General features: G+C 53.3%; 18 protein-coding genes. 15 read left to right on the plus strand and 3 right to left on the minus strand.

Features of this window, described 5'->3' with window-relative positions:
* The first annotated feature begins 181 nt into the window (after window positions 1-181).
* From FJ147_09850 to FJ147_09880, 7 genes are all read left to right on the plus strand, one after another.
* Window positions 182-1,507, plus strand: coding sequence for an MFS transporter (locus tag FJ147_09850; GenBank protein ID MBM4256187.1), 1,326 nt, complete (start codon window positions 182-184; stop codon window positions 1,505-1,507).
* 242 nt (window positions 1,508-1,749) lie between these two features.
* The gene (locus FJ147_09855) at window positions 1,750-2,148 is read left to right on the plus strand and encodes a nuclear transport factor 2 family protein (protein MBM4256188.1); all 399 of its coding nucleotides are present in this window, start codon (window positions 1,750-1,752) and stop codon (window positions 2,146-2,148) included.
* A gap of 42 nt (window positions 2,149-2,190) precedes the next feature.
* Window positions 2,191-2,736 (plus strand): MaoC family dehydratase, encoded by a 546-nt coding sequence (locus FJ147_09860; GenBank protein ID MBM4256189.1) that lies wholly within the window; start codon window positions 2,191-2,193, stop codon window positions 2,734-2,736.
* On the plus strand, window positions 2,681-3,217 hold the full coding sequence (locus FJ147_09865; GenBank protein ID MBM4256190.1) for a hypothetical protein: 537 nt from the start codon (window positions 2,681-2,683) through the stop codon (window positions 3,215-3,217). Before FJ147_09860 ends, FJ147_09865 begins: the two co-directional genes overlap by 56 nt.
* Window positions 3,218-3,351: 134 nt before the next feature.
* A complete protein-coding gene (locus tag FJ147_09870) occupies window positions 3,352-4,047 on the plus strand; it encodes a 5-formyltetrahydrofolate cyclo-ligase (GenBank protein ID MBM4256191.1) in 696 nt (231 codons plus the stop codon).
* Between the two features lie 1,571 nt (window positions 4,048-5,618).
* The gene (locus FJ147_09875) at window positions 5,619-7,196 is read left to right on the plus strand and encodes a hypothetical protein (GenBank protein ID MBM4256192.1); all 1,578 of its coding nucleotides are present in this window, start codon (window positions 5,619-5,621) and stop codon (window positions 7,194-7,196) included.
* A gap of 225 nt (window positions 7,197-7,421) precedes the next feature.
* On the plus strand, window positions 7,422-9,134 hold the full coding sequence (locus tag FJ147_09880; protein MBM4256193.1) for an amidohydrolase family protein: 1,713 nt from the start codon (window positions 7,422-7,424) through the stop codon (window positions 9,132-9,134).
* 138 nt (window positions 9,135-9,272) lie between these two features.
* Here the strand turns inward: FJ147_09880 and FJ147_09885 are convergent, their stop codons facing one another.
* Window positions 9,273-10,682, minus strand: coding sequence for a vanadium-dependent haloperoxidase (locus tag FJ147_09885; GenBank protein MBM4256194.1), 1,410 nt, complete (start codon window positions 10,680-10,682; stop codon window positions 9,273-9,275).
* 370 nt (window positions 10,683-11,052) lie between these two features.
* Between FJ147_09885 and FJ147_09890 the strand changes: the two genes are divergently transcribed.
* Entirely contained in the window at window positions 11,053-12,630 is a 1,578-nt protein-coding gene (locus FJ147_09890; GenBank protein ID MBM4256195.1) for a glycerol-3-phosphate dehydrogenase/oxidase, read from the plus strand.
* A gap of 166 nt (window positions 12,631-12,796) precedes the next feature.
* On the opposite strand, the gene FJ147_09895 is transcribed toward FJ147_09890, so the two are convergent.
* The gene (locus FJ147_09895) at window positions 12,797-13,936 is read right to left on the minus strand and encodes an acyl dehydratase (GenBank protein MBM4256196.1); all 1,140 of its coding nucleotides are present in this window, start codon (window positions 13,934-13,936) and stop codon (window positions 12,797-12,799) included.
* A 272-nt stretch (window positions 13,937-14,208) separates the two neighbouring features.
* On the opposite strand from FJ147_09895, the gene FJ147_09900 reads away from it, so the two are divergent.
* The 7 genes from FJ147_09900 (at window position 14,209) to FJ147_09930 (ending at window position 22,512) form a co-directional block, all read left to right on the plus strand.
* Window positions 14,209-15,345 (plus strand): 3-deoxy-7-phosphoheptulonate synthase, encoded by a 1,137-nt coding sequence (locus FJ147_09900; GenBank protein ID MBM4256197.1) that lies wholly within the window; start codon window positions 14,209-14,211, stop codon window positions 15,343-15,345.
* 159 nt (window positions 15,346-15,504) lie between these two features.
* Entirely contained in the window at window positions 15,505-16,416 is a 912-nt protein-coding gene (locus FJ147_09905; GenBank protein MBM4256198.1) for an LD-carboxypeptidase, read from the plus strand.
* Between the two features lie 9 nt (window positions 16,417-16,425).
* On the plus strand, window positions 16,426-17,565 hold the full coding sequence (locus FJ147_09910; protein ID MBM4256199.1) for a serine hydrolase: 1,140 nt from the start codon (window positions 16,426-16,428) through the stop codon (window positions 17,563-17,565).
* A gap of 131 nt (window positions 17,566-17,696) precedes the next feature.
* Window positions 17,697-19,148, plus strand: coding sequence for a UDP-N-acetylmuramate:L-alanyl-gamma-D-glutamyl-meso-diaminopimelate ligase (gene mpl / locus FJ147_09915; GenBank protein ID MBM4256200.1), 1,452 nt, complete (start codon window positions 17,697-17,699; stop codon window positions 19,146-19,148).
* A gap of 191 nt (window positions 19,149-19,339) precedes the next feature.
* On the plus strand, window positions 19,340-20,512 hold the full coding sequence (locus FJ147_09920; protein MBM4256201.1) for a glycosyltransferase family 2 protein: 1,173 nt from the start codon (window positions 19,340-19,342) through the stop codon (window positions 20,510-20,512).
* A gap of 172 nt (window positions 20,513-20,684) precedes the next feature.
* Complete coding sequence (locus FJ147_09925) at window positions 20,685-22,154, plus strand: hypothetical protein (GenBank protein ID MBM4256202.1); 1,470 nt, start codon at window positions 20,685-20,687, stop codon at window positions 22,152-22,154.
* Window positions 22,120-22,512, plus strand: coding sequence for a hypothetical protein (locus tag FJ147_09930; protein ID MBM4256203.1), 393 nt, complete (start codon window positions 22,120-22,122; stop codon window positions 22,510-22,512). Before FJ147_09925 ends, FJ147_09930 begins: the two co-directional genes overlap by 35 nt.
* 14 nt (window positions 22,513-22,526) lie before the next feature.
* On the opposite strand, the gene FJ147_09935 is transcribed toward FJ147_09930, so the two are convergent.
* Window positions 22,527-24,680: a tetratricopeptide repeat protein gene (locus tag FJ147_09935; GenBank protein MBM4256204.1), complete on the minus strand. Its 2,154-nt coding sequence runs from the start codon at window positions 24,678-24,680 to the stop codon at window positions 22,527-22,529.
* Window positions 24,681-24,890 lie beyond the last annotated feature (210 nt).

The raw sequence follows: 24,890 nt of genomic DNA on the forward strand, positions 1-24,890 counted from the left end.
TTACCCGCTGTCATCGCTGTCAGAGTATAGAGGAATTAGTCAATTTAGTCTTTGCTTGGCTGCAAAAACGCCGGTCCTTCCCGGTGGAACGTCAGGTGTATGCGCTTCCCCTCGCCGCCTAGCACTTTCCATCGAGTGAGTTTCTATTTAGGATCATGCACCTGCGCAAGAGAGGAGATTTGTGCCGCGATTTCGTTTTGTTGTGATGGGAGCCGTGTGGCTCACGATGTTCTTTCTCTTTCTCGATCGCGTGAACATCTCGCTCGCTGCGCCATATCTGATGGACGGCCTCAAGTTGAATGGCGTGGAGATGGGGATTGTTCTCAGTATGTATTACTGGGGCTATATGGCCGGGCAGCTTGGTGGTGGGATTGCTGCCGATCATTGGACGATCCGCACGTGGGCCTCTGTGATGTTTCTTGCCTGGTGCGCGCTGACGGTCCTCACCGGTGTCTGTAACACGTTGTGGCAGTTAGCGCTGGTCCGTGGACTTTTCGGTGCGTGTGAAGGAGCGGTCGCCAATCCTACTCACAAATTAGAAAATCACTGGGTGTTGCCCAACGAACGTGGACGCATCTACGGCATCGCTATTGGCTGCGGTTATCTTGGCTTGATCCTAGGAACACCGCTGGTGAGTTGGCTGATCGATGGTTGGGGATGGCGGGTGATGTTCTATGGTACTGGCGTACTGAGCGTTATTGGTGCGGTGTGTTTTTGGCTGATTGTCTATGATCATCCACGCGAGCATCCGTGGATTTCTCCGCAAGAGCGAGACTTTCTGGAGGCTGAGCTGGCGAAAGACCGTGTGACGTATGACCCAACCAGTGGGAAGGCGCAGACGCTCTCTTTTCGCCAAGCGTTTGCCATCCTTTTACAGACCCCTGCGTATTGGGGTCTATGTGCGGTGAGTTTCTTTGCCTTAGGGACGTTCTTTACCAATCTGAGTTGGTTACCAGGGTATCTGGTCAAAGATCGTGGCTATACGGTTATGAGTAGTGGTCTGTATCTGATCTTGCCGTACATTGCTGCTCTGATTGGATCACTCATCGGTGGATATCTCGGTGATCGCTTGGGCAGTCGAGGCCTGGTGGCGCTCGTTGCCAGTGTTGTGACCGGACCGGCGATTATGGGGTTGGTCATGAGTCATGATGTCTCGCACGTGATTTTCTGGATGAGCCTTGCGCTCTTTGTCAATGCGGCTGCGGTGAACAGCGCCATCATTTTACTTTTTGATTTGTTGCCAGCCGAAGTCCTTGGTGTGGCGGTAGCGATTTTTTCTGGGGTGTGTGGTGGCACGGGTGGAATTCTCGGACCGTTATTGATGGGTTATGCGTACGATCGTACCGGCACGTTCTGGTGGGGGTTTGCGAGCCTCGCTGTCGGTGCGGTCATTACCGCGTTCATTCTGATTCCGATCGTAATCTATGAGAAACGAGTCAAGCGAGAGAAACAAATCAAAGCTGCACAGGCAGCGATTGGCGCCAATGTGGCGGCGGTGGCGAAGTAGGATAGGCTGTGGCTGAAGGCCTTGGGTGCGTCTCTTCGCTGGTGACAAGTCGTCGAGAAGGGAGGGGGCGACCCTGTGTGGTCGCTCAGGAAGAGGACACCCACATAGGGGTGCCCCTACAAAACAGATTCAAACCGAACTACCCCATAAGCGCCGGATGCCTTGACTGCATCGAAAGAGGAGGCATACAGTCAACCTCAAAGTTCCATACGTTCGCAAAATGACCAAAGGAGGTATCTCTCATGGGAGCAGCAGAAAATAAGAAACTCATTCAAGATATGTTTGCCGAACTATCGAAAGGCAACGCGCAAGCATTCATGAGCAATATGGCTGATGATGTAGAGTTCACCATTATTGGTACGACCAAGTATTCTGGCACCTGCAAAGGGAAACAAGAGTTAGTCAGCAAAGTCCTTGGTCCTTTGTCTGCGCAGCTTGAAGGTGGACTGGCCATCACGCCAGACAATTTCATTGCTGAAGGCGATTTCGTGGCGATGCAAGCACGGGGGAAATCGAACACCAAGGCTGGTGGAACCTATAACAACACCTACTGCCAGGTGTTTCGTCTCGTGAATGGTAAGGTACAGCAAGTGACAGAATATCTGGATACGGAACTCGTGACCAAGGCGTTTGGCAAGTAAGAATGCTGGCCGTGCGTGCGGGGACTGCCCTAGCCCCTCTCCATGACTGGAGAGGGGGGACGACCGCTATATCCGTGCGCAGAGCGCACGCTACAAGAAAAAGATTGCTTCACTTCTGAGAAGATACCTATGACCCCAGATCGCAAAACTATCATTGGCAAAGTCCTGCGTGAAGTGCAGTATCGTATCAGTGAAGACGACATCAAGGATTATTTGCCGGTCGCGGAAGAAGACCACCCGGCCTTTGCGACTGATGCCGGGGCCAAGGCGGCTGGATATGCGCGGCGTGTCATCCCTCCGTCGTATGCGCCATATATTTCGATTATCGGGTTACTCCGGGCGTTCGATTGGAAAGAAGATTTCTATTTTGATTACGCAACGGGAACTGCGATGTTCGGGGAACAGGAACTTGAATATCTCCGACCGATCCACGTGGGTGAGACGTTGACTGTACACAGTGCAGTCTCTGATGTGTATGAGAAACAGGGAAAGCGTCCGTTTGATGTGATTCAGGTCAAATTCATCGTGAGTGATGAACATGGAGCACCCGCGATTCGTGGGGCACAGTCGTATATCATCTTCAAATAAGAACACAGGAGACCCGCCAAACTGGGGATGTGTGATGGATACACGGACAAAGATGTATTTTGACGAGATGCAGGAAGGGATGGCGATTCCGAGTGCGACCTATGGACCAATGGACCGCTACAAGTATATTCCCATTGCTATCATCCTGCGGGATACGAACCCTCTTCATCTTGATCGTGGCTATGCACACGAGCGCGGTATGCCGGACGTGGTGCAGCAAGGTCCCTTGAACGAAACTTTTCTCTATCGCTTTCTCACAGACTGGTTGCATCGACCGTGGGACTTGCGCAAAACGAAGCTGCGATTTGCGGCCAATGTCTTCCCTGGTGATCTCTTGACGTGTGGCGGGACGGTCACCCGAAAATACCGTGAGAACGGCGAACCTCGGATCGATTGCCAAATCTGGCAGCAGAATCAAAAAGGCGAAAAGATTCTTACCGGCGAGGCGACGTTTACGTTGCCGGAAAAAACAAAAGGATAACTAAATCAGACCTGAGAACATTCGTACATTGTACAAGACAGACGCCGAGCCATGTCATTTTGCGCTACGCTCAGAATCTCTCCGAGAAACCCTTCGTTTCACTCAGGGTGACAGCGGGAGCGTGTCAATCTTTCATGGGTCGATTTAGGAAACCGAGGAAGAGGATAACAGGACAAGGAAACGGAGAGTCGGAGAGCTGGAGAATTGAAGGGCCGTGTGGAACCGCACTTCATATGCAATCGGAAAAGTCTCATCTTCGCTCTTTGCTGCTGCAACAACGCCGCCGCCTTACGGCACAAGAAGTGACCGAAAAAAGCCAACGGATATTTGCTCATCTGCAAACATTCCGCCCCTTCCTTCACGCTCACACCGTAGTGCTGTATAGCGCTGAAGCTGACGAAGTACAGACCGAGGCGATCTGGCAGGAAGCGGAGTCCTGCGGAAAAGCGGTGTACTATCCTCGCATCACCGCCGATCGTACAGATCTGGAGTTTGTCCGCCGCTTTCCTAACGAACCCCTCGTTCCTGGCACGTTCAATATCCCAACCCCACCGGGGAATGATCTGCTCCCGCAATTACAGCCAACGGACATTGTGCTTACTCCAGGAGTTGGATTTGACCGACTAGGGAGGCGTCTCGGTCGAGGCAAAGGGTATTATGACCGTGCCTTTCGCGGTCCGCTCGCTCATGCGATTCGTGTTGCTTTAGCTTTTGACTGCCAAGTTGTCCTACAGGTTCCGACTGATGCTACGGATGAACGGGTCCATGCTGTCATCTCCGAGACCGGGATTGTCGACTGCCAAAGTTCTCTCTCCTCAGGGAAGTCCTGACCCGGAATTATTATTTTTTCACGCCGGAATAGGGAAGAAGTAGAGCGAAGTCAGGTGGTTAAGGAGGAGTGCATATCGGTAAAACGCTGACAAGGGCCCCCTCCAGTCCTACCTGGAGTAGAAAACCTTAAAAAAGTATGCGAAAGGAACTCCCCATAGCTCAGAGCCAGCGACAACGTGTTTGGTTACTTTCCGTAGTTGAGTAACCGCGTTTTTCGGCTGTCTGCTGCCTCTGCAGTCTGACTCGGTAATTTTTGTAAGGGGGGCGTGGGCAGTGCAAGATCTTATTATCCCACCACAGGCAGTCGATTTTCGCCTCTTTCATACTGATTGCTCGGTGTCGAGACGGAGGCCATCCCTCTTAACGGAACGTTGGCTGTTGTCCTATTTGCGACCAAAGACTGGGTGAACTTGCCGCTCTTCGTTCGTCAAGAAGTCGTTGCCCTTGATGATGGCTCAAGAGGGGCGACGACAACGAAGTTCGACCGGTATTTGAGGTTAGCAGAAGGGCATATGTCATGTTGAAGCGTAGGGGTGGGGTTGGCCAACGCAAACAGGGATCAGGAAAAAGACTTGATCCGAAGGTTGCAGGAGGGGAAAAACCAGCGCCGGAGCCTGCAATCCACATCGCTAATAGAAAGCAGCACGCGACTCCTTCTCCGGAAAATATGCGCCTGCTTCGCCATTTTCGTCCTTCCTATGTAAAAACTTTGCTTTCGAAGCTTTTGCTGGTTGGTGAAGGCCGGTCTCGGTTGTCTATCGCTCCGCCGCAGGACGAGCGTGCTGTACGGTGACATGCCGCCGACGAAGGACCGACCATCCCCGCAAGAGGGCTTTCCTCGCGAAAGCAAAGTTGCTAACTGTTCAGTCTCACATTAAGACTAGAGAGTCGAAGGGGAAATTTCGCGATCCGAGAGGAGTTGGACGTAATGGAGTTCCTAGAGAGAGCCGCCCGGCTGCGGCGTGCGCGCTGGCGGATACCTTCTTGGCGAATCGGAATCGTGCTGGTTGTAATAATGTCGGGCAGTATGTGGTTTGCTTCAGAGAGTCGCGCCGCCGCCGGGAAGCGCGACAAAACTCAATACAATTGGGATGTGCAGCATCGACCAATCCCACGAAGTTCCCTTGAGTGCGATACCCGGGAAACGCTGCAATTCGTTCCTTCCTTATTACACAATCGTTCTCCTCAGACTGACTGTGACGTCCGCGTTCTCCAGAGTGCGATCGCCATCAATGCGCGAACACTGCATGTGAGTTTTTCGTGCAGTCATAGGGGGAGGCGCGATTTGACTTGTGGAGGCGTCAAACCGTTCTCCGCGGTACAGCAAAGGGTTCGTGGGCACTGCTAAGCTCACGGCAGAGGAGCAAGGGGCAAAGGGGCAAAACCTGGACAACGGTTCCCCTGCGTACATATTTCCGTGTTCTTTACTGCTGAAGAGGGAGTATTCATGTTGACGACGTGTGATCTATCTGTTTATGCGTGTCAGAAGCGTCGGTGAAGCTCGGCTTATCACGGCCAGGCTGGCTGTCACAGTATTGCAGGCCTTATTTTTCTTGTCGTATGCGTGTCTGTGTTCCTCCTCCCAAGTCGATCGTGGAGTATCATTGCGCTGCGACCAGATTTGGAAATCGAAGGGTTTGTCCAGGCGCAGAACATCCTTCGGACGCCGAAATTTCAAGGCGCCAAATTCATTCTGCAGCGCAATACCGCGCAAGTCGAAGCAAAATATCACTTCCTGCAAGAGGGCAGGGCGTTCGGGTGGCTGCCGACTGGACCCTTTGAAGATGCCTCTCTCACTGTGATTGGACGTGGCGTGTATGACTCGCTGTATGATATCGGCGATGCCTATAGCGATAAGTTTACCCAGCAAGAAAAAATAAAGCGGAAGTTCGAGTATAAATTGCGCGAGGTCTACCTCGATACTGCGCTTCCGCCGTTCTCGCTCCGTGTTGGGCGTCAGCAGATTGTGTGGGGAGAGACGGACAATTTTCGCGCACTGGATGTCATCAATCCATTGGATTTGCGGTGGCACTGGAGTCGTGAATCGTGGGAAGACATTCGTATCCCGTTGTGGATGGTGCGCGCCATTTACGACATCGGGAAAGCTGGACCTCTCGAAGAGTCTTTCGTTGAGGCGGTGTGGATTCCGTGGGACTTTCAGCGAGGGAAAACCACGACCGACCCGCGCCGGCCGTGGGCGTTCATTGGGGGCGGCCTGCGTGCGGTTGCGAATTCAGCGATTATTAACAATCAGTTGTACGATTTGCGCGTGACCGTTCGCGATCGCAAGCCTGACAGGGGACTGGAGAGCAGCCAGGGTGGGGTGCGCTTCAAAGGGATCTGGCGCGGGATCGATTTCAGTTTTAATTACTTTTTCACTTTTGGTGATACCGGAGTGAAGGTACGGCCAGACTTATCGAGCCGTGTCGATGGTCTGACGCCCTCTGGTGCGGTAGGGACCTTCAATTCGACGATTAACCTCGTCAATGCACGGGCTCATGTGGTTGGCTTTGCTGCGAACTATTCAGAAGAAAAATATACCCAGTCAGTCTTTCGTGTCGAAGCCGCGCTTGCGACTGGCGTCCCGGTCCGCTTAGGACGATTTGCCGGTCCATTACCCTCGCGCTTCGACCCCGATAGCAATCGCTTTGAGACGGCGAATCGCACGGTGGTGATGTTGGCATTTGATCGACCGACCTGGATTCGTCCACTGAATAAGATCCGTACGTTCTTCCTCTCTGGGCAGTTCTTTTGGCGCCATTACCTTGATTACAACCGATTCTATCGTGGGGCATCGTCAGTGCGGCGAGCGATTATCGATGACCGTATCATCCCCGACCGCTTCACCAGCGTGAACACCGATCGTATCACGCAGAACGAATTTGTTATGACCTTTTCCGCCTCTACCAGCTATGGCCCAGGCGGATTGTGGCAACCCCTCTTTGTTGTTGCTTATGACCCCAAGGCCACGGCGGGATATAACCGGTTGTCGATGGACTATCTGTTCTCGAATCATTTGATCATACGCTTGACACAAGATTTCTACTGGGGGAAGTCCTACGAAGGTCCGTGGTCGATCGGTGATCGTTTTGGCCGTTCCCGCGACAGCCGCCATGAGACGATTTTGAGTGTGATATTTCAATTCTAAAGAGAGGCTATAGGCTTCAGACTATGGGTTGTAGGGAAGACATGGAACGTGTTGCGTGAAACGTGAAACCTGAGACGAGAAACGTATCCTTTGGACATGAGACCTTGGGCTTTGGACTTGCTTTGACGCTAGACCCTGGACTCGGTGTAAGTCCTGTGGCATGGTCAATACAGGCCTGAACAAACGTTCATTTTAGTAACCGGAAACCCAATAAGGAGGCGCACGATGCCAACATTTGACACGATCATTAAAGGTGGAACGATCGTTGATGGAACGCGGACTCCGCGTTACGCTGGCGACGTTGGGATTAAGGATGGCAAAATTGCCGAGATGGGCAAGCTCAAAGCCTATGATGCCAAGAAGGTCATCGACGCGAACGGACTGTATGTCGTTCCGGGATTCATCGATCTTCATACTCATTACGACGCCCAGATTAACTGGGACCCGTACTGCACGATTGGCAGCTGGCACGGTGTGACCTCGTTGGTGCTGGGTAACTGCGGGTTTGGTTTTGCTCCATGTAAACCGGAGCTGCGTGACCGCGCGATGTTGACGATGTCCCGTGTTGAAGCGATTCCGTTTGAGTCAATGAAAGCTGGGATGAAGTGGGATTGGGTCACGTTCCCTGATTGGCTCAACTTCCTCGATAAGACGCCCAAAGGCGTGAACGTCCTGAGTTATGTCCCCATCGCGCCCATCATGATTTGGGTCATGGGGCTCGAAGCGGCGAAGAGCCGTCCTGCCAATGCCAAAGAAAAAGAAGAGATGTGTCGTATCCTCAACGAAGCGATGGATGCGGGCGGTTGCGGATTTTCAGCCCAGCGTCTCGGCAACGGATTCATCTCGGTGCAACGTGACTACGATGGCACGCCAATGGTCACCGATACGATGGCTGACGAGGATATGCTGGCACTGGCCGAAGTGCTCGCGAAACGCAAAGAAGGCTTCATCCAACTGACGCAGGCAAGTGAGAACTTTGAGAAAGATATGCGCTTCTATGATCAGTTGGCCGAAGTCTCAGGCCGACCGATCCTGTTCAACGCGACTGCCGTGCGTGACGACCGTCCGAGTCTGCATCGCCGTACGATGCGCTGGATCGAAAAGACCAATAAAGAAGGCCGCAAGATCTACAACCAGTGTGGGACCCTTCGCCAAGGCTTCGTCCTCACTTATGCGGATTGGAACCTGTTTGATGGCAGTGACGTATGGCGCGAAGTGACGATGGGCACGCCGACCGAACGGCTGGCGAAGTTCAAGAATCCCGCCCTCCGTCAGGCGCTGCGGGCAGAGTACGATGGTGGTCACACCCCGATCGTGACTGGCTCGATCAAAGACTTCACCATTGAGTCGGTGCAAAAGCCAGAATTTCAGAAATATGTCGGTATGACAGTCGAGCAGATCGCTCAGAAAGAGAACAAACACCCAATCGATGCCATGATCGATTTGGCGATTGCCGATGACATGAAGACAGAATTCATCACTCCAGCCCGCAATATGCGCGAGGACTTTGCTGCAGAGCTGATGTCCTCAGAGTACAGCATTCCTGGGGTGTCAGACGGTGGTGCACACACCAAGTTTACTACGCTGGGCACCTATCCGACTGATATGTTGACCTGGATGGTGCGTGATGCTGGCTTCATGAGCCTCGAAGAAGCGCACTATCGGTTAAGCGCGTTACCAGCCAAGTGCGCAGGTTTCCAAGATCGTGGTGTGTTGAAACAAGGCGCGCCCGCGGATGTGGTAGTCTACGACTTAGATAATTTGAAGGTGACTCCGGAGAAGATGGCGGTTGTCCATGATTTCCCGGCAGGCGAATGGCGCCGCGTGCAATACGCCGAAGGTTATCGCTGGATCATGGTCAATGGTGATGTGACCTTCGAAGATGGCAAATGCACCAACTCCATTCCTGGCAAACTCCTCCGTCATGGACGTGGGTAAAAATCACTAATTGTCCTATTCCTTCTCCCTTCGGGAGAGGGATCTGTGAGCACATCGAGAACGGGGCTTGAACAATCAAGCCCCGTTTTGTCTCTCAGGAGGGGGTAAGGAGAGACGAGGAGAGACGTTTGTCTTCGCTTACACTATCGACTTCTTTGGTCCCTTTCCGCCACCGGTAGTAAAGATGTTTTCGGCGATATTGAGACCGAGTGGCACTCCGCCGATGTTGCGGGTGAGGTCCATGTTGCCGCTGTTATCAACCGCGAACGCGTCGAAGACCCAGTGCACGCCCAAATCAACCCGGCTGCGACCGTTCTCTTCGATCATTTGCCAGAGGCCATTGGGGAAATTGCGGACATGTCTTGGACGCACGGTCCCTTTGTTGTCTTTGCTAATACCGTTCATCTCGTCAGAGACAAACGTCAGATCTTCAAACAGATCGTCGTCTGGGCCACGGTTGTTAATGTTATAGAATAACCGTGTCATCTGGAGTGCGGCGGCACCGAACGTCGCGTGTCCAGACGGATACGCAGGGAATGGTGGGGTGAAATTTTTCTTGGTCGAATTGGTGCTCGGCGCGCCAAACGGTAACCATCCGGGATCACAGTTGTTCGAAATGTCGTTGTTTCCAGTTCCCGCGGGGCCCATAGAGTCGTCATGCTCGCGAATACCGACGACGGGACGCCACAAGTTGTGAATATATTTCTGTTCCCACGCCAAGATTCCGGCATCGGCCATTGCCGCGTTCACGAGCGCGAAGAGTCGTGCATTTTGCCCTTCGTTGTTGTTCTGCGCGTCGGCGACCGTACGGACAATCTGGTTGTATAAACGTGGAGGAGTTCCCAACTCTGCTGCTCCATCGTATCCCCAATACACACCGCGCACTGTCTCATCGACCGTGCGCGCTTTAATGCCTGAAGGTAACGTCCCCATCAACTCAGGAGCGATCCCTTTCCCGCGTACTTCTCGTAAGGCTTTCGTATATTCATTGCCTTGACGTGGTGGAGGAAGGAGGCCGTGCCGCGCAGTGACAGCAAAGCACTTGGCGTTGGCACCGTAGAATGGTGCATGATACCCCTGATCTGGATTATCTGGGTCGGGGCGATGGTCACCGTGCGCCATAGATGGCGCATGCCCCGCATCGCTTGCGTCCGGATCATCCTTGCGATCGTCCCAGAGTGTCTGTGCGACGTGAAGCCCAAAAGCATGACCGTCGTGCAAGCCTGGCTCTTGTAAGCCTGCCTGTGTGTGCTTGAGATCGAAAAATGCTTTCTGACTCGGGAACAACTTGGACAACGTGGCATGGGCAGCGGCGGCGACTGCTGCAGCGATTGATGCTCCTGGTGCAGGTGGATTGAGGGTAGTTAAGTACGGAGGAAAGTTGACTGCATCATTCGTGATACCAGCATACGCATCGTACATCGCTAAATGGACCATCGCTAACGCGCGCGAACTGAGTGTCGGGCCGGTTTGTTCGCCTTTGCCGTTGGTGTGGCTCACGCGGTTGGCTTCAAGTGCCACATCATTCCAATACAGAATCGAATCCATATCCACCCCCTGAAAAAAGTTAGATTGCTATCTCTTCTCATAGGGAGAGCAATCTCCGCGCCAAATGTGGCTATTTGAGAACCCATTGAAATTGCACGGCTTGTGATATGGAAAAGAGAGAGCGGCGTAAGAAACTGGAAAATCCGCTTTGCTGTTGCTTCTTTACAGGTGCCCTTTATGACAAAAAGCGTAAAAAGACTAAGGGGTTATTGCAGGTGTCAAGTCGGGATAACAGTATGTAATTTTTGTTGACACTAGAGAGGATCAATGCGAACCATAGTAGATAAAGGCAATTGGTCTCTTAGCTGATCCGAATAGAGAAGTGTTCACTGCTAGTCGCGAGTGAAGAAAGAATGAGAAACACCCACACATGAATCGGGCGGAAATGGTGAACCGCGTGCTGGATCGACGTGAGCCGTGGGACATCCTCATCATTGGCGGAGGTGCAACCGGCGTTGGTGTCGCCGTCGATGCTGCCTCACGTGGCTATGAGGTACTACTGTTAGCGCAAAGCGATTTTGGGAAAGGGACGTCAAGTCGCAGTACGAAATTGGTCCACGGTGGGGTGCGTTACCTTGAGCAAGGGAACATTTCTCTTGTTATCGAGGCATTGAAAGAGCGCGGACTTCTTCGACAGAACGCTCCACACCTGGTGCATGATCTTGGTTTCGTCGTGCCAAACTATGAGTGGTGGGAAGCACCATTCTATGGGTTAGGTCTCAAGGTCTATAATCTTCTCGCCGGGAAGTACGGCTTCGGTTCGTCCCAGATCTTATCGCGCAGTGAGACACTCGAACGACTGCCGACCTTGAAGACTGAGGGACTCCGTGGTGGTGTTATCTACTATGATGGTCAATTTGATGATGCACGATTATTGATTAATCTCGTCGCTACTGCCGCTGAGCAAAGTGCAACACTGGTGAACTACGCGCAGGTGTCGGAATTTTCCCGCGATAGTAACGGGTTTCTTGATGGAGTGAAGGCGACAGACGTCGAAAGCCAACAGTCATTCTGGGCGTCGGCGCGAGTGATCATCAATGCTAGCGGGGCATTTTCTGACAACGTACGGCGGATGGCTGATGCTCAAGTTCCACCGCTCATCGCCCCGAGTCAGGGGATTCATTTGGTGTTCGATCGCTCGTTTCTGCCGGGTGATGACGCGATTATGGTGCCACATACCAGTGACGGGCGGGTAATGTTTGCTATTCCCTGGCATGAGCATACGCTCGTGGGGACGACGGATACGCCGATTCCAACTCCTTCCCTGGAACCCCGACCAACTGCACAAGAAGTTGAGTTTATCCTCGATACCGCAGCACAGTATTTGGAGAAGCGGCCTACACGGAGTGATGTCCTCAGTGTCTTTGTTGGCATTCGTCCCCTTGTTGGGACAGGCACTGGCGCCAATACGGCGACGCTGTCGCGCGATCACACAATTCACATTGACCAAAATGGCTTGCTGACCATTGCTGGCGGAAAATGGACTACCTACCGCAATATGGCTGAGGACTGCGTAAATCAGGCGGCCATCCTCGCACGATTACCAGAGAAACCCTGCGTGACTCCCACGCTCAATATTCACGGTTTTCATCAGCATGCGGACAAATTCGCTTCACTCGCAGTGTATGGCGCGGATGCCCCGGCGATTCGCGATTTGATGCGCACTGCTCCCGCTTTGGCCACACCGCTACATCCTGCACTGCCATATTGTGGAGCTGAAGTGGTCTGGGCGACGCGCTATGAGATGGCTCGTACTGTCGAAGATGTTCTAGCCCGGCGCTTGCGAGCATTGTTCCTGAATGCTCGTGCAGCTATGGCGATGGCGCCGCGGGTGGCTGAACTGATGGCAAACGAGTTGGGGAAAGATGCAATGTGGCAGGCCGCACAGATCAACGCGTTTGTGGAAACGGCAAGCGGGTATGTGATTACGGAGGGGGTCTATCAGTAGCAATCGCAGATTTCACGCTGTTCCATCTGGGTTACTCAATCAGTCCATGAAAGACTGGGACACTCAGCCTGTCACCCTGAGTGGAACGCAGGGTCTCGCAGAGAGACTCTTCGCTCCGCTCAGCATGGCAGACGCGAAAGGCCGCAGCTTCCCAAAGCACTTTTCTTTACGACCTTGACGGTAACCGTACGATTCCTTTCGCACGTACGGAAAGTTCCCCATCTTGCTGATGCGCAGTTTGGGAGACTTCAACGTAGTGTGCACCCTCTTCTTGGAAGACCCGTGTCACTTCGCCGTTAATGTAGAGTGTATCGCCAACGGGATTATGGCGCCGAATCTCTGCAGAAAGGTGGCGGAGGAATCCCTCATCGCCCATCCAATCTGTGAGGTGATGAGTCATCCAGGATGTCCGTTCTGGTCCGTAATCGTAGGCTGCTGGTGTCCCAACTTGCGCGGCAAGATCGTCATCCCAGTGGACCCGTTCAGGAACGTCAAGAATGCCGAACTTGTTGGGAATCCCGAGGCCAGGATGCTTCTGCAGTTGTTTCCACGCCAGTCGATTGGCGCGGATATATAAGCCGCCCCAGCCTTGGGCATAGGCGATGAACCCAGTGACGGTCATCGGGCCTTTGACCATGGTTGGCAGTTTGTCGCCGACTTTCACATCCTCAATATAACGAGGGGTAGCACCGCGGACTTTCTCTTCTGCATACCTGGCGAAAATCCTGCCGAGATCATCGCGTGAATAGGAGACCGGATCCTTTTGTTTGGTTTCGGTATACTTGGTCCCACGTTCACGAGCAGTGTCACGTTCGGTGCGGAAGCACCAACTGTCGCCACCGGCAACTAACTCGTTGTTCTGATTATAATAATCGACGTGATAAATCTGTTGAATTGCGCGACCCGCGAAGCGTGTCTGATGTTCGACCAAATCTTTTAACCACGCTTTCGTTGTAAACTCGTCACCCCGCAGCATCGGTTTATGCCAGGTGAGATTGGCTCCGGCCCACATGGCATGCACGCCAGGCAAGCCGCCGACATAGCCACTGAGAATGCGGTTCAAAGGGAAGACAAATGACGGCGGTGCAACGACCTTGCCATATTTGGTTGTGGCTGCATATGCGGGGTCACACCACAGTGGGTTATCATCGCCAATGCCATGTGCGTAATGGCGAATGTTGTCGCGTGTGGCCTCGTAGCACCACGGTTCTAGCGAATCTTCGATCGGCACACCGATAAGGCGACGCAGACTGTCCAAGCCTTCTTCAGTAATGAGGGAAAACCGTTGTTGAGTTTCAGCCATAATGGAATCTTCTCGCTCCTTCGAAAGTCTTCTTTGTCTTTCATAACTGACCCGTGCTATGCAAGGGACCCAGATTTTCCACTTTCTCTATTGACAGCTCCCAAAGAGGCACGCTACAGATAAAAGCCTCATGACTGCCCGCGCGTATACTTTCTCTTTGGCTCTGGCATTCGCCTTCTATTTTGCCCCCTAGGGGGCACATTGCGCGGTTACTCTACATTTTTATCGTTGTTGTTGCTCGCTGATAATCCTCAGACTTTGTGGAGGTTTCTCTTATGATTGTCAAAATGACGAAGCGGGCGACGCCAGACGAAGTCGCCGCAGTAGAAAGTAGATTGCATGAATGGGGGTATAAGACCGGAAAAATGGTCGGCGAAGAAATCACCTTGATTGGTGTCTACGGTGATATTACACGCCTACCCATCGGCGAGGTGCAGGAGATGGGAGGCGTTGATGCTTTGATTCCCATCTCACGGTCATACAAACGCGTGGCGCAAAAAGGTGAGCCTGGCAACCTCATTCACCGTACGGTCCGTATTGGTAATGTAGAAGTTGGTGGTGACGAACTCACCGTGATTGCGGGCCCGTGCTCGGTGGAAAGTGAGCCGCAGATCATGGAAGCGGCGCGCTTGGTGAAAGAAGCGGGAGCAAAAGCGTTGCGTGGTGGAGTGGTGAAGTATCGATCGAGTCCCTACAGCGGCTGGGAAGGAATCGGTTCGAGCTCTGAAGAAGCATTGCGCAATGGCCTCAAACTGATTGTCAAAGCAGGCCGAGAGTTCAGCTTGCCGACGGTGGTGGAAGTCCTCGATGCCAATGATGTCTCTATCTACGAGGATATGGGAGTCGATTGTATTCAAGTTGGGGAACCGAACTCCAAGAATCAGGCCTTGTTGAACCGCTTGCGTGATACGGCACTTCCGGTGATTCACAAACGGGGCAATTCTCTTGATACTGAAGCCTACTTGCTTTGGGTTGAGCGAGTGATGTCAGGTGGAAAAGAGAACGTCATTCTTTGCGAACGTGGCATCGCGACACCCAACAAATATACCCGTAACACCCTTGATCTCGGCAGCATTGCGGCGTTCTTTTACCAGTTATCCTGTTTACCGGTAGCGATTGATGCTTCACACGGAACCGGTATCCGCGATCTCGTGCATCCGATGACACTCGCGGGAATTATGGCGGGAGCCTCGGTGGTTCTGGTCGAAGTGCATCCGAACCCGCTGATTGCCAAGTCTGATGGGTTTCAAGGGCTGTTCCCTGAGCAATTCGCTCATTTAGTGACAGCTTGTGAACAGGTCTGGGATTTGCGTAGGCGGCTTGAACCGCTCTATGTCCCAACAGCGCTGGTGGAGCGTAAGTATGAAGCGCAAGTTGCTACTGATAAGAAGCGGTTATTTGGCGCTGTTTAGGGAACAGGGACAGGTTATAGGGAACAGGAAGAAGAAAAACTATCGTGATATTGTTCATGCCTTTTTTTCACTCTCACCTATGCGCTGTCACCTGTGACCCCATCTGTCCCCTGTCCTCTGTAACCTGTTCCCTCGGAGAGGGGCAGAGGAGAGGGGCAGATGCGTAAACCGCCTCGTTTGCATTCTGGTGATGTCATCGGCGTTGTCTCGCCTGCCGCTGCGGTCAATGAAGAAAAGCTCCGTCGCGGCAGCTATACCCTTGAGCAGCTTGGTTTTGGGGTACGCCTCGGCGAGCATGTACTCGACCGACATCGATACCTTGCTGGGACTGACCAGGATCGAGCTGCCGAACTGACAGGGATGTTCCATGACCCCTATATCCGGGCGATTTTCTGTTCACGAGCGGGCTATGGTTCTGGCCGGCTTCTTCCCTTACTGGACCTGTCAGCTCTGCCACGGCCTCCCAAGATCTTCCTCGGTTTCAGTGATGTGACGTTGCTCTTGAATGTTTTTGTTCAACAGGCCGGAATGGTCTGCTTTCATGGTCCGGTCGTTGCCGGCGAATTCGCTGATGGTTTAACCCCACGTTCGCAGGCGCATTTGTTGGGTCTCCTCACAACCGGTTTCGGCGAACCTTCGTTGAATTTCCCGATCTCGCTGCGTGCCGGTACCAGCACCGGGATGCTCATCGGTGGGTGTCTCTCGGTGTTAGTCGCGACCCTTGGGACCCCATTTGCTTTGGATACGCGCGACGCGATACTGTTTATCGAGGATATTGGGGAAAAGCCGTATCGGATTGATCGGATGCTAACGCAACTGAAGCAAGCTGGGAAACTGGAACATCTTGTCGGGGTGATCTTCGGGGAGATGAAGAGTTGTCGTGGGGAAACTGATGATCCGACGTTGCTGTTGTCTGTGATTGATGAAGTCTTTGCAGATTATGCGTATCCTGTCGGCTTTGGTTTGCCAGCGGGGCATGAGGGGGAGAACCTGACGTTGCCCTTAGGAACCCAGGTTCGCCTGGATACGCATCTTTGTACGCTCTCGTTTCTTGAACCTGCAGTTGAATGAGCACAACTCATGGACTTCTCTCCTGTTGATCAGGAACTGGTGGCAGCCGTTGAGCGGGAGGTTTTTCCCGGAGCCGTGGTACTTGTCAGGTCCGCTGGAGAAATCGTCTACCGTCGAGCCGTTGGTTTTCGTAGTGTCGACCCGCAGTTATCGCAGCTGAGCGAACAGACAAGCTTTGACCTAGCGTCATTGACGAAGCCGTTAGCGACCACCGTTGCCGTGATGGTATTGGTGAAGGAAAAGATCCTGCGATTGGATGATCGCGTGACCCGATTTTTCCCAAATTTCGGAGTGCAAGGGAAGTCGCATATCACCTTTCGTCACTTGTTGTCCCATTCCTCCGGCCTACCGGCGTGGCGGCCATATTATCGTGAAATCGCTACCCGAGAGACGCGCGACGGCAAAGTTGGCTTCCTGGGGACACGAAGCGCGCGGGACTTTGTTTATACCCAACTCCACCGAGAAAAATTGGAGGCTGTGCCAGGGGAACGCGCGGTGTACAGCGATCTTGGTTTTATGTTGCTCGGGGCAACGATTGAAGAACTGACCAGCGTGGGGTTGGATCAATACTGCCAAGAGAAGATCTATCAACCGCTTGGGCTCTCGTCTCTCTCATTCATCAATCTCGAAACTGTGCGGCGACGCAAGTTACAGCCTGTGATAGAACACTATGCCCCGACAGAACGGTGCCCCTGGCGCCAGCGCGTCCTGTGCGCGGAAGTGCACGACGACAACTGTTATGCCATGGGAGGAGTGGCTGGGCATGCCGGACTCTTTGGTACGGTGGATGATGTTGATCGGCTCGTGACTATGTTAATCGCCTGCTACCACGGGAAGCATCCCTTTCTTCCGCAACAGCTTGTGCAGGAGTTCTGGACGCGAGCCGCGATTGTCCCTGGCTCGACTTGGTGCCTTGGATGGGATTCTCCGTCAGCGCAAAATTCGAGCGCTGGAGAGTATTTTTCCTCACATTCTGTTGGACATTTGGGCTTTACTGGCACGTCTCTGTGGATCGATCTTGACCAGCAGGTGCATGTCATCATTCTCAGTAATCGAGTGCACCCTCGCCGTGATAATGACAAAATTCAAGCGTTTCGTCCGGCCCTGCATAATGCGGTCATGCGGGGGATACGGGGGAAAAGTCATTAGGAATCTGCACCCAGTAGTGAAGAGAGAAAGACTATCGGCTTCAGGGTGAAGGCGATAGGGAAGAAGAACAGGCGACAGGCCGCACGCTATCGGCTTCAGGGAAAAAGAAAAACAAAAGGTACAAAAATACAATGCACGCTGAACCCCAAATCTCAAATGTCAAATCTCTAATCCTTCCGACGGGCTCTCATATTCACGTCATCGCAGTCGGCGGTGTTGCTATGGCGACATTTGCGGCGATGTTGAAAGAGCGGGGCTACCGCGTGACTGGCTCTGACCAAGGGGTGTATCCCCCAATGAGCGATTTCCTTGCGCATGCGGGTATCGAAGTGATGCAGGGCTACCGGGGCGAGAATCTTTCCCCGGCACCAGATTTGGTGATTGTCGGCAATGCGGTCTCGCGGACGAACCCAGAAGTAGCGGCTCTTCTTGACAGTCACATTCCGTATCAGTCCTTTCCGCAAGCATTGGGCGACTTGTTCCTTGAGGGAAAGCGGCCACTCGTGGTTGCTGGCACGCACGGCAAGACAACCTCAACCTCACTGCTTGGATGGGTGCTGGAAAATGCCGGACGTCAGCCGAGCCTATTGGTTGGTGGAATCACGCGAAATTTCTCTCAAGGCTATCGATTGGGGAACGGCGAATTTTTTGTCATCGAGGGAGATGAGTACGACACGGCGTTTTTTGATAAAGGACCGAAGTTTTTACATTATCGCCCGCAGGCGGTGTTGTTGAATGCGGTTGAATTTGACCATGCGGATATCTACCGCGACCTTGATCACGTAAAGGACGCGTTTCAACGTCTCCTTGCCATTGTTCCATCTGGAGCGCCGGTGTTAGTGTGTGGTGACTTCCCCGCTGCCCTCGACGTGGCGCAACGTTCACAGCAGTCATTTTCGACATTTGGCTTTGCCAGCGACGCCCATTGGCAAGTACGAGACATTCGCGATGACGGTACGCAGGTGCATTTTGCGGTAACGCATCGGCAGCGCGAGATCGGTCGATTTGCTATTCCGATGATGGGAAAGATGAATATCCGTAACGCACTGGGAGTGACTGCGTTATGCACGGAATTAGGCATCTCCGCTACAGAAATCGCTCCCGGCCTCGCAACGTTTCTTGGTGTTGCGCGGCGCCAAGAGGTTGTCGGGGAAGGGCAGGGGGTAACGGTTATTGATGACTTTGCGCATCATCCCACCGCGGTGACAGCAACCATAGAAGCGGTGCGCTCTCGATATCCGCAGCGGCGTCTGTGGGCGATATTTGAACCGCGCTCCAACACCTGTCGTCGTCGGGTCTTTCAGAAACCGTTGACGGACGCGCTTGCGCTTGCTGATCGTGTGGTGCTCGGTCCGGTCTTTACGAAGCCTCAGGATCAGCTTGCTGCGGAGGACTTATTTTCTCCTGCAGAGTTGGTGAGTGATCTACAGGCAGCCAACAAAGACGCCCATGCTGGCCACAGTGTTGATGAAATTTGCCAGTTTGTGACTCGTCAGTGCCATGCTGGCGATGTTGTGTTGGTGATGTCCAACGGGGCATTTGGCGGCTTGCCACGCAAAATTCTAGCAACGCTCTTACAGTAGCGGAGGAGTGTGTAAGCCGCTCGCTGAGCGAGTATCGTCTTGGTTGCTTATTGTCGGTTTTGTAGTCGAAGAGAAATCCGCTACACTACTCCAATCCACATTCCCAGTTGAGAAAGGTACGTACCTTGACCTACGGAGGGAAGATGGGACTTTCGCTATCGCTTGATCCGCGTATCGATAGACCACCGTCGATGGCCTATGTACCTGCACCCATAGAGGTGTCGGTGATCATGCCGTGTCTCAATGAATCGGATACTTTGGCAGTCTGTATCAGCAAAGCGCAGCGCGCCTTACGTGAGCACGGTATCGCGGGTGAAATTATCGTGGCCGATAATGGCAGTACCGATGGGTCGCAGGTGATTGCTCAGAATCTGGGGGCACGGGTTATTTTGGTCACTGAACGCGGGTATGGGCACGCGTTGATGGGAGGAATCGCAGCGGCTCGGGGAACCTACATCATCATGGGCGATGCCGATGATAGTTATGATTTCTCAGAGATTCCGAAGTTTCTCTACAAACTCCGCGAAGGATATGACTTAGTGCAGGGCTGTCGACTGCCTTCTGGTGGAGGTGTAGTGAAAGACGGTGCGATGCCGTTCCTGCATCGTTGGGTAGGGAGTCCGCTCTTTTCTCTGATCGCACGCAAGTGGTTCTACGCTTCTATTCATGATGTGTACTGTGGTCTGCGCGGATTTACGCGTGAGCTGTATGAACGCCTCGACCAGCGCTGCACGGGGATGGAATTTGCGACGGAGATGATCATTAAATCCGCCCTTTATCGTGAAAAGATTACGGAAGTGCCGATTGCCTTGCATCCCGATGGGCGCAAGTCACATCCTCCGCACCTGAAGACATTTCGTGATGGTTGGAGGACACTCCGCTTCTTCTTGATGTACAGTCCACGCTGGTTATTCTTCCTCCCTGGGATATTATCGATCCTGCTTGGCATTGTTGGCTATATGATCGCTCTTCCTGGACTGAACTGGCGAGGCATCGTTTTTGACGGTCATACGTTGTTGTTCTCTACCCTGGCGATTCTCGTTGGTTACCAGGCGATTTTCTTTGCGCTGTTTACGAAAGTCTTTGCCATTACTGAGGGACTTCTTCCAGCCGATCCGCGACTCGAGCGATTTTTTGCCATAGCCACTCTCGAAAAAGGGTTGGTACTCGCTGTCGGAGCCATCATTGTGGGCGGAGGGCTTCTTCTGACCGCGATACACCAGTGGCACCTCGTGTCTTTGGGGCCGTTGGATTATGCGACAACCCTGCGTTTGGTGGTGCCAGGAGTAACGCTAACGGCGCTCGGAGTGCAAACGCTGTTGTCGAGTTTTTTCATGAGTATTTTAAGTATGCGACGACGATAACGGATCTCTAATGTTCTGAAAGCGACGATCGGGAACCGTCGCCACCGACCTTTTTGCTCCACTTGCCCCTCCCTCCAGCCCTGCTGCGGGTCCTGTGATGAGAAAGCAAAACCGCGGTCCCTGTCGCCATTAAGGTTGGTTCAGTAGCATTCGATGCAGTCATGCTCAAGTCATGAGAGAAGGAATGACATCTCAGTCGTCTCCTCAGAAGGTAGAGGCGCTTACGCGTCGAACCCGCTCATGGGCGATGGCTGATGTTCTCATGATCGTGCTCTTGTTCGGGGTGTTGGTCCTCATACAATATGTGAGTGGCGCGTATCATGGTGAATTCGGTAGTCATCCTGACGAGGCGGCCCACGTCGTGACTGGGCTGATGGTGTATGACTACCTGACGAACTCCGACTGGAGATCGCCACTACGCTTCGCTGAAGTCTACTATCTTCACTATCCTAAAATTGCCTTGGGCCACTGGCCACCGCTCTTTTACATCGCGCAAGCACTATGGATGCTGTTCTTGGGAGCGAGTCGACCATCCTTACTGCTATTCATGGCTGGCTTGGGGGCTGTGTTAGCATGGTCGATTTTCCGTGTAGCCTGTCGGTTCGTTCCATCAGTTTTTGCCGTGATGGCGACTGTTATTTTCGTTTGTCATCCGGTTGCTCAGCAATCGACCTCCGCCGTCATGGCCGATCTGCCTCTCACGGGTTGTGTGTGGCTCGCAACCCTTGCCTTTGGGCGCTACCTCGAAGGGGAACATGGATATCGTAATGCGCTGTTATTTGCGGTATTGGCATCCCTCGCTATTCTCACAAAAGCCAGTGGTCTGCTCTTGGTTTTGGTGGTTGGCCTCAGCATTGTGCTCTCTCGTCGTTTTGCCTGCGTGAAAAACCCGAGTCTGTGGTTTACGGCTGCTTTCGTGCTGGTCGTGTATGCGCCGTTCTACATCGTGATGTGGGATGCGATGCGCAACGGACTGCGGCATCAGTCGATAAATAGCGAATTCTTCTTTACGGCATTCTCGTTTTTCAGTCGACACTTTAGCTCTATGACTGGGGTATGGGTCGGTGGCCTGGCGCTGGTCGGCGTCTGGAATCGTGTTGTTGCTCCGCTGTGTCGTAATGAGGCGGTTGCTCCATTGTGGGCCGGATTGGCGAGTTTGTTTGTGGGGACCTGGGCATTTCATGTGCTGGTGCCGTCTGCATTAGAACTGCGCTATCTGTTGCCGCTCTTACCGGCGGTCGTCCTGTTTACGGCTGACGGTGCGTATGCCCTCTACCAGCGCGCGGAAGCGCATTTTCGACTTGCGTTGCGGTGGCGGAACGGGATCGTCGGTGTAGCATCACTCTTAGTGATCTGGGCAAGTTTCTCGTTTGCCGATAAAGAGTGGCACGGGTACGGGGAGGTTGTGAGAACCATCGTGCAAGCAAAGGACCGGGAGCAGACGGTCATGCTCGTGTCGTCAGACCCGCGTGGGGAAGGGATGCTTATTGCTGAGGTTGCGCTCGGTGACAAACGCCCGAATCATTACGTGTCAGGTCTCATAACATCGCGCACTAAGAATTCGTCGAATTTCTTGGATTTTTGCACAAAAATGAGTACGCGATGTCATGAGACTCGACAATTACGTTTTGCGGGCGAGTAAGATGCTGGCGGCAGATAACTGGCTCGGTCACGGGTATAAGAAGCGGTTTGCCTCTCCGGCAGAAGTCATGGATTTTCTTGTCCGTTTGCCGGTGCAGGTACTCGTTATTGATACCTCCTTAAGCCCTGCGACCACTTCTGCCCATCACATGCAGTTACGAGAAATGACGAAAACTTACCCGGAAACATGGCGCCTCTCCGGTCAATACGATCTCGTTCGCAATGGCCAACGATACCCCGCGGCGATTCATGTCTATGTGCTCACCGCACCGTCTCGTCAGCCGGTTGGGAACTTAGAGGTAAGCATAGAGCACGTGCTTGGACGGAAGATCCAGGAACTCCCGTCTCCCGCACCGTAGTGATTGTGCTGAGGCTATCCGGCAATATCGGGAATGGCGCCGGAACTGTAGAGCCGGAGGTACGTACGATAATTTTTCAGTACTTGCCGGACGTAATTCCGTGTTTCCCGATAGCTGATCAGTTCAGCAAATTCATCAGGCGCTAAGCCGGGATAGCGCCGCAGCCAGCGATCGACGGCTTCTTCTCCTCCGTTGTATGCGGCAACGGCCAGCACAACGTTTTCGTTGTAACGATCCAGGAGTTGGCGCAAATAGGACGCCCCTGTCTGGATATTGAAAGCGGGGTCAGACAGCGGCAAGGAGCTTTCCGGTGTGATGCCGCTTACGCGTGAGGCCGTGGATGGGAGAAGTTGCATCAAGCCGTGCGCTTGGGCTGGCGATACCGCATCTGGGTCGAAGACACTTTCCTGGCGCATAATGGAGAGGATCAGGTACGGGTCGAGCCGCTTTGTCCGAGCATGTTCACTGACGGTGCTCCAGTATGCTTGCGGATACACGTACCGCCATCGTGAACTGCCGAGCCCTTGGGCAAAGCGTAACGCGCGGTGATGTCCCTCGACCTGGGGATATTCGCGCAGGAGAAAAGACGCGGTGGTCGTGTTCTGGGGTAAGTCGGCTCGGACGAGGTCTAGTTCTTTTTGCGCTAATCCCGGTAAGCCGAGCTGCCGTAACTCAAGGCTCTTGATGTAGTGGCTCTCAGTCGTCGAAGCCATAGGCGGGGGCGACATATCCATGTCATCGTCTACGTTTGGCAGCGACGATGGAGTCTCGCCCAAACGCTTTTCCACCCACACCGTGTAATAGCTGTCTGGGTACCGGCGCAGGAGTTGACGGTAGGTCTCGGTGGCCTGATCGGAACGTCCCTGTTGTTCAATAGCACGAGCCTGCCAATACAGCGCACTTTCCCCTTCTGTTGTATTGGCCGCGGAGCGTGCTAACGAGGAGAAACGTGTTTCGGCAACAGCAAAATCTTTGCGCCGATACGCCAACCATGCCTGTCGCCAGCGCCCTTCGCGAGCCAATTGGGTGCCTGGAAAAAGGGTGGCCAGGCGATCAAACGCGGCCATTGCATTCTCCTCGTCTTTCCGTTCCTGATAAATGCGACCGATGGCGTACCAGGCATCATCGGCTTGCGCGTGGCGAGGACCGGCTTGCGTTATTCGTTGGAACAGGGCAAGCGCTTCGTCATCTTGGTTGTTGTTCCATAATAGCGTTGCTGCACGAAAGAGCGCGGTCGAGCCAGTGCTGGTAGTAGGGAAGCGGTCTGCGAGATCTCGCCAGACGCGAATGGCGTCGGCATTCTGTCGCTGACTTTTGTAGGTTGTTGCCAATAAGGAAAGCACTTCTACTTGTTGTGAACTGGCCGGAAAATTATCGCTGAACTGTGCAGCGAGCGTTTCCACCCCTTTGCTATCGCGCTCTTTGGCACAGAGCTGCATTTCTGTCAGATAATCTTGTTCACTGCGCAATGCGAATTGTTCGGCGTCGAGCGCGCGTAACCGCTCGACCTGTTCTTTCGCAATTTTTCCGACTGGTGAACTAGGCGTTGTACGGCGGACTTCTTGATAGCGAGCATAGGCGGTCGCACTCTCTCCCCGCCCTTCGTACGCTTGAGCGAGAACTAAGGCAGCGGTGTTCTTAATGGATGGCCGGACGTTGTGTCCGTCGCGAGCCGCCTGCGCATAACGAAGGGCACTGTCCCAATCTTTTGCCGCCACTGCGATTGAGGCAAGTTCCAGGGTTGCGTGACTGACCCAGATACTTTGTGCATATTGCTCTAGCAGACGCAAAAAGGCCGCGCGCGCCTCGTCGTTCCGTCCATCTTCACGGTTCAATACGCCGAGAAAATATAAGCTATAGTCGGCAAGGGGAGGGTAGACTTCTAACGCGCGTGAAAGAAACAGTCGGGCCCCAGGTCGGTCTTTCTCCTGCAAGAGGTGATATCCCATGCGGAACAACTCGCGGCGTTTCTCTGCCGTTTCGCCTTGCAGCAGCGTACGGTAGGTGGCTTCGAGGCTGGTCGGTTCTCCCCCTGCTTTGGGGAGGGCTCCCGGTAACGGGCGTTGCTGTTGCGGATAGCACGAATAGGAAAAAAAGATCGCCGTGCCGAAGATGAGCCCCAGCAAAAAAAGCCAGGCTTGTTGGTATCGCTGATTTACGCTGTCCATCCCCCACCTGAGTTCACTTTTCTCTATCGGTGATTCTTCCGTCTCTTGTAGCACGAAAAGAAAAACCACGTCCTTTTTTCACCATATTGCGAGTCATAGCGATTGACAAGTCTGCAAAGAAGGGAGAAGGACAAAAGAGGATTGTACACGCTCTGAGATTGGCTGTTTGTGAGTGACCGTCAGGGTTTTGCTCGACATTGAGGAGTGTGT

The sequence above is a fragment of the Deltaproteobacteria bacterium genome, assembly GCA_016874775.1.
Lineage (GTDB): Bacteria > Desulfobacterota > Binatia > Bin18 > Bin18 > VGTJ01.

Excerpts from the sequence above, each read along its gene's own strand:
- FJ147_09870 (MBM4256191.1), top strand. The coding sequence starts at position 3,352 with ATGGGTCGATTTAGGAAACCGAGGAAGAGGATAACAGGACAAGGAAAC.
- FJ147_09905 (MBM4256198.1), top strand. The coding sequence starts at position 15,505 with ATGCGTAAACCGCCTCGTTTGCATTCTGGTGATGTCATCGGCGTTGTC.
- FJ147_09910 (MBM4256199.1), top strand. The coding sequence starts at position 16,426 with ATGGACTTCTCTCCTGTTGATCAGGAACTGGTGGCAGCCGTTGAGCGG.
- mpl (MBM4256200.1), top strand. The coding sequence starts at position 17,697 with ATGCACGCTGAACCCCAAATCTCAAATGTCAAATCTCTAATCCTTCCG.
- FJ147_09865 (MBM4256190.1), top strand. The coding sequence starts at position 2,681 with ATGAACATGGAGCACCCGCGATTCGTGGGGCACAGTCGTATATCATCT.
- FJ147_09855 (MBM4256188.1), top strand. The coding sequence starts at position 1,750 with ATGGGAGCAGCAGAAAATAAGAAACTCATTCAAGATATGTTTGCCGAA.
- FJ147_09880 (MBM4256193.1), top strand. The coding sequence starts at position 7,422 with ATGCCAACATTTGACACGATCATTAAAGGTGGAACGATCGTTGATGGA.
- FJ147_09900 (MBM4256197.1), top strand. The coding sequence starts at position 14,209 with ATGATTGTCAAAATGACGAAGCGGGCGACGCCAGACGAAGTCGCCGCA.
- FJ147_09935 (MBM4256204.1), bottom strand. The coding sequence starts at position 24,680 with ATGGACAGCGTAAATCAGCGATACCAACAAGCCTGGCTTTTTTTGCTG.
- FJ147_09920 (MBM4256201.1), top strand. The coding sequence starts at position 19,340 with ATGGCCTATGTACCTGCACCCATAGAGGTGTCGGTGATCATGCCGTGT.
- FJ147_09930 (MBM4256203.1), top strand. The coding sequence starts at position 22,120 with ATGAGACTCGACAATTACGTTTTGCGGGCGAGTAAGATGCTGGCGGCA.
- FJ147_09885 (MBM4256194.1), bottom strand. The coding sequence starts at position 10,682 with ATGGATTCGATTCTGTATTGGAATGATGTGGCACTTGAAGCCAACCGC.
- FJ147_09860 (MBM4256189.1), top strand. The coding sequence starts at position 2,191 with ATGACTGGAGAGGGGGGACGACCGCTATATCCGTGCGCAGAGCGCACG.
- FJ147_09925 (MBM4256202.1), top strand. The coding sequence starts at position 20,685 with ATGAGAGAAGGAATGACATCTCAGTCGTCTCCTCAGAAGGTAGAGGCG.
- FJ147_09890 (MBM4256195.1), top strand. The coding sequence starts at position 11,053 with ATGAATCGGGCGGAAATGGTGAACCGCGTGCTGGATCGACGTGAGCCG.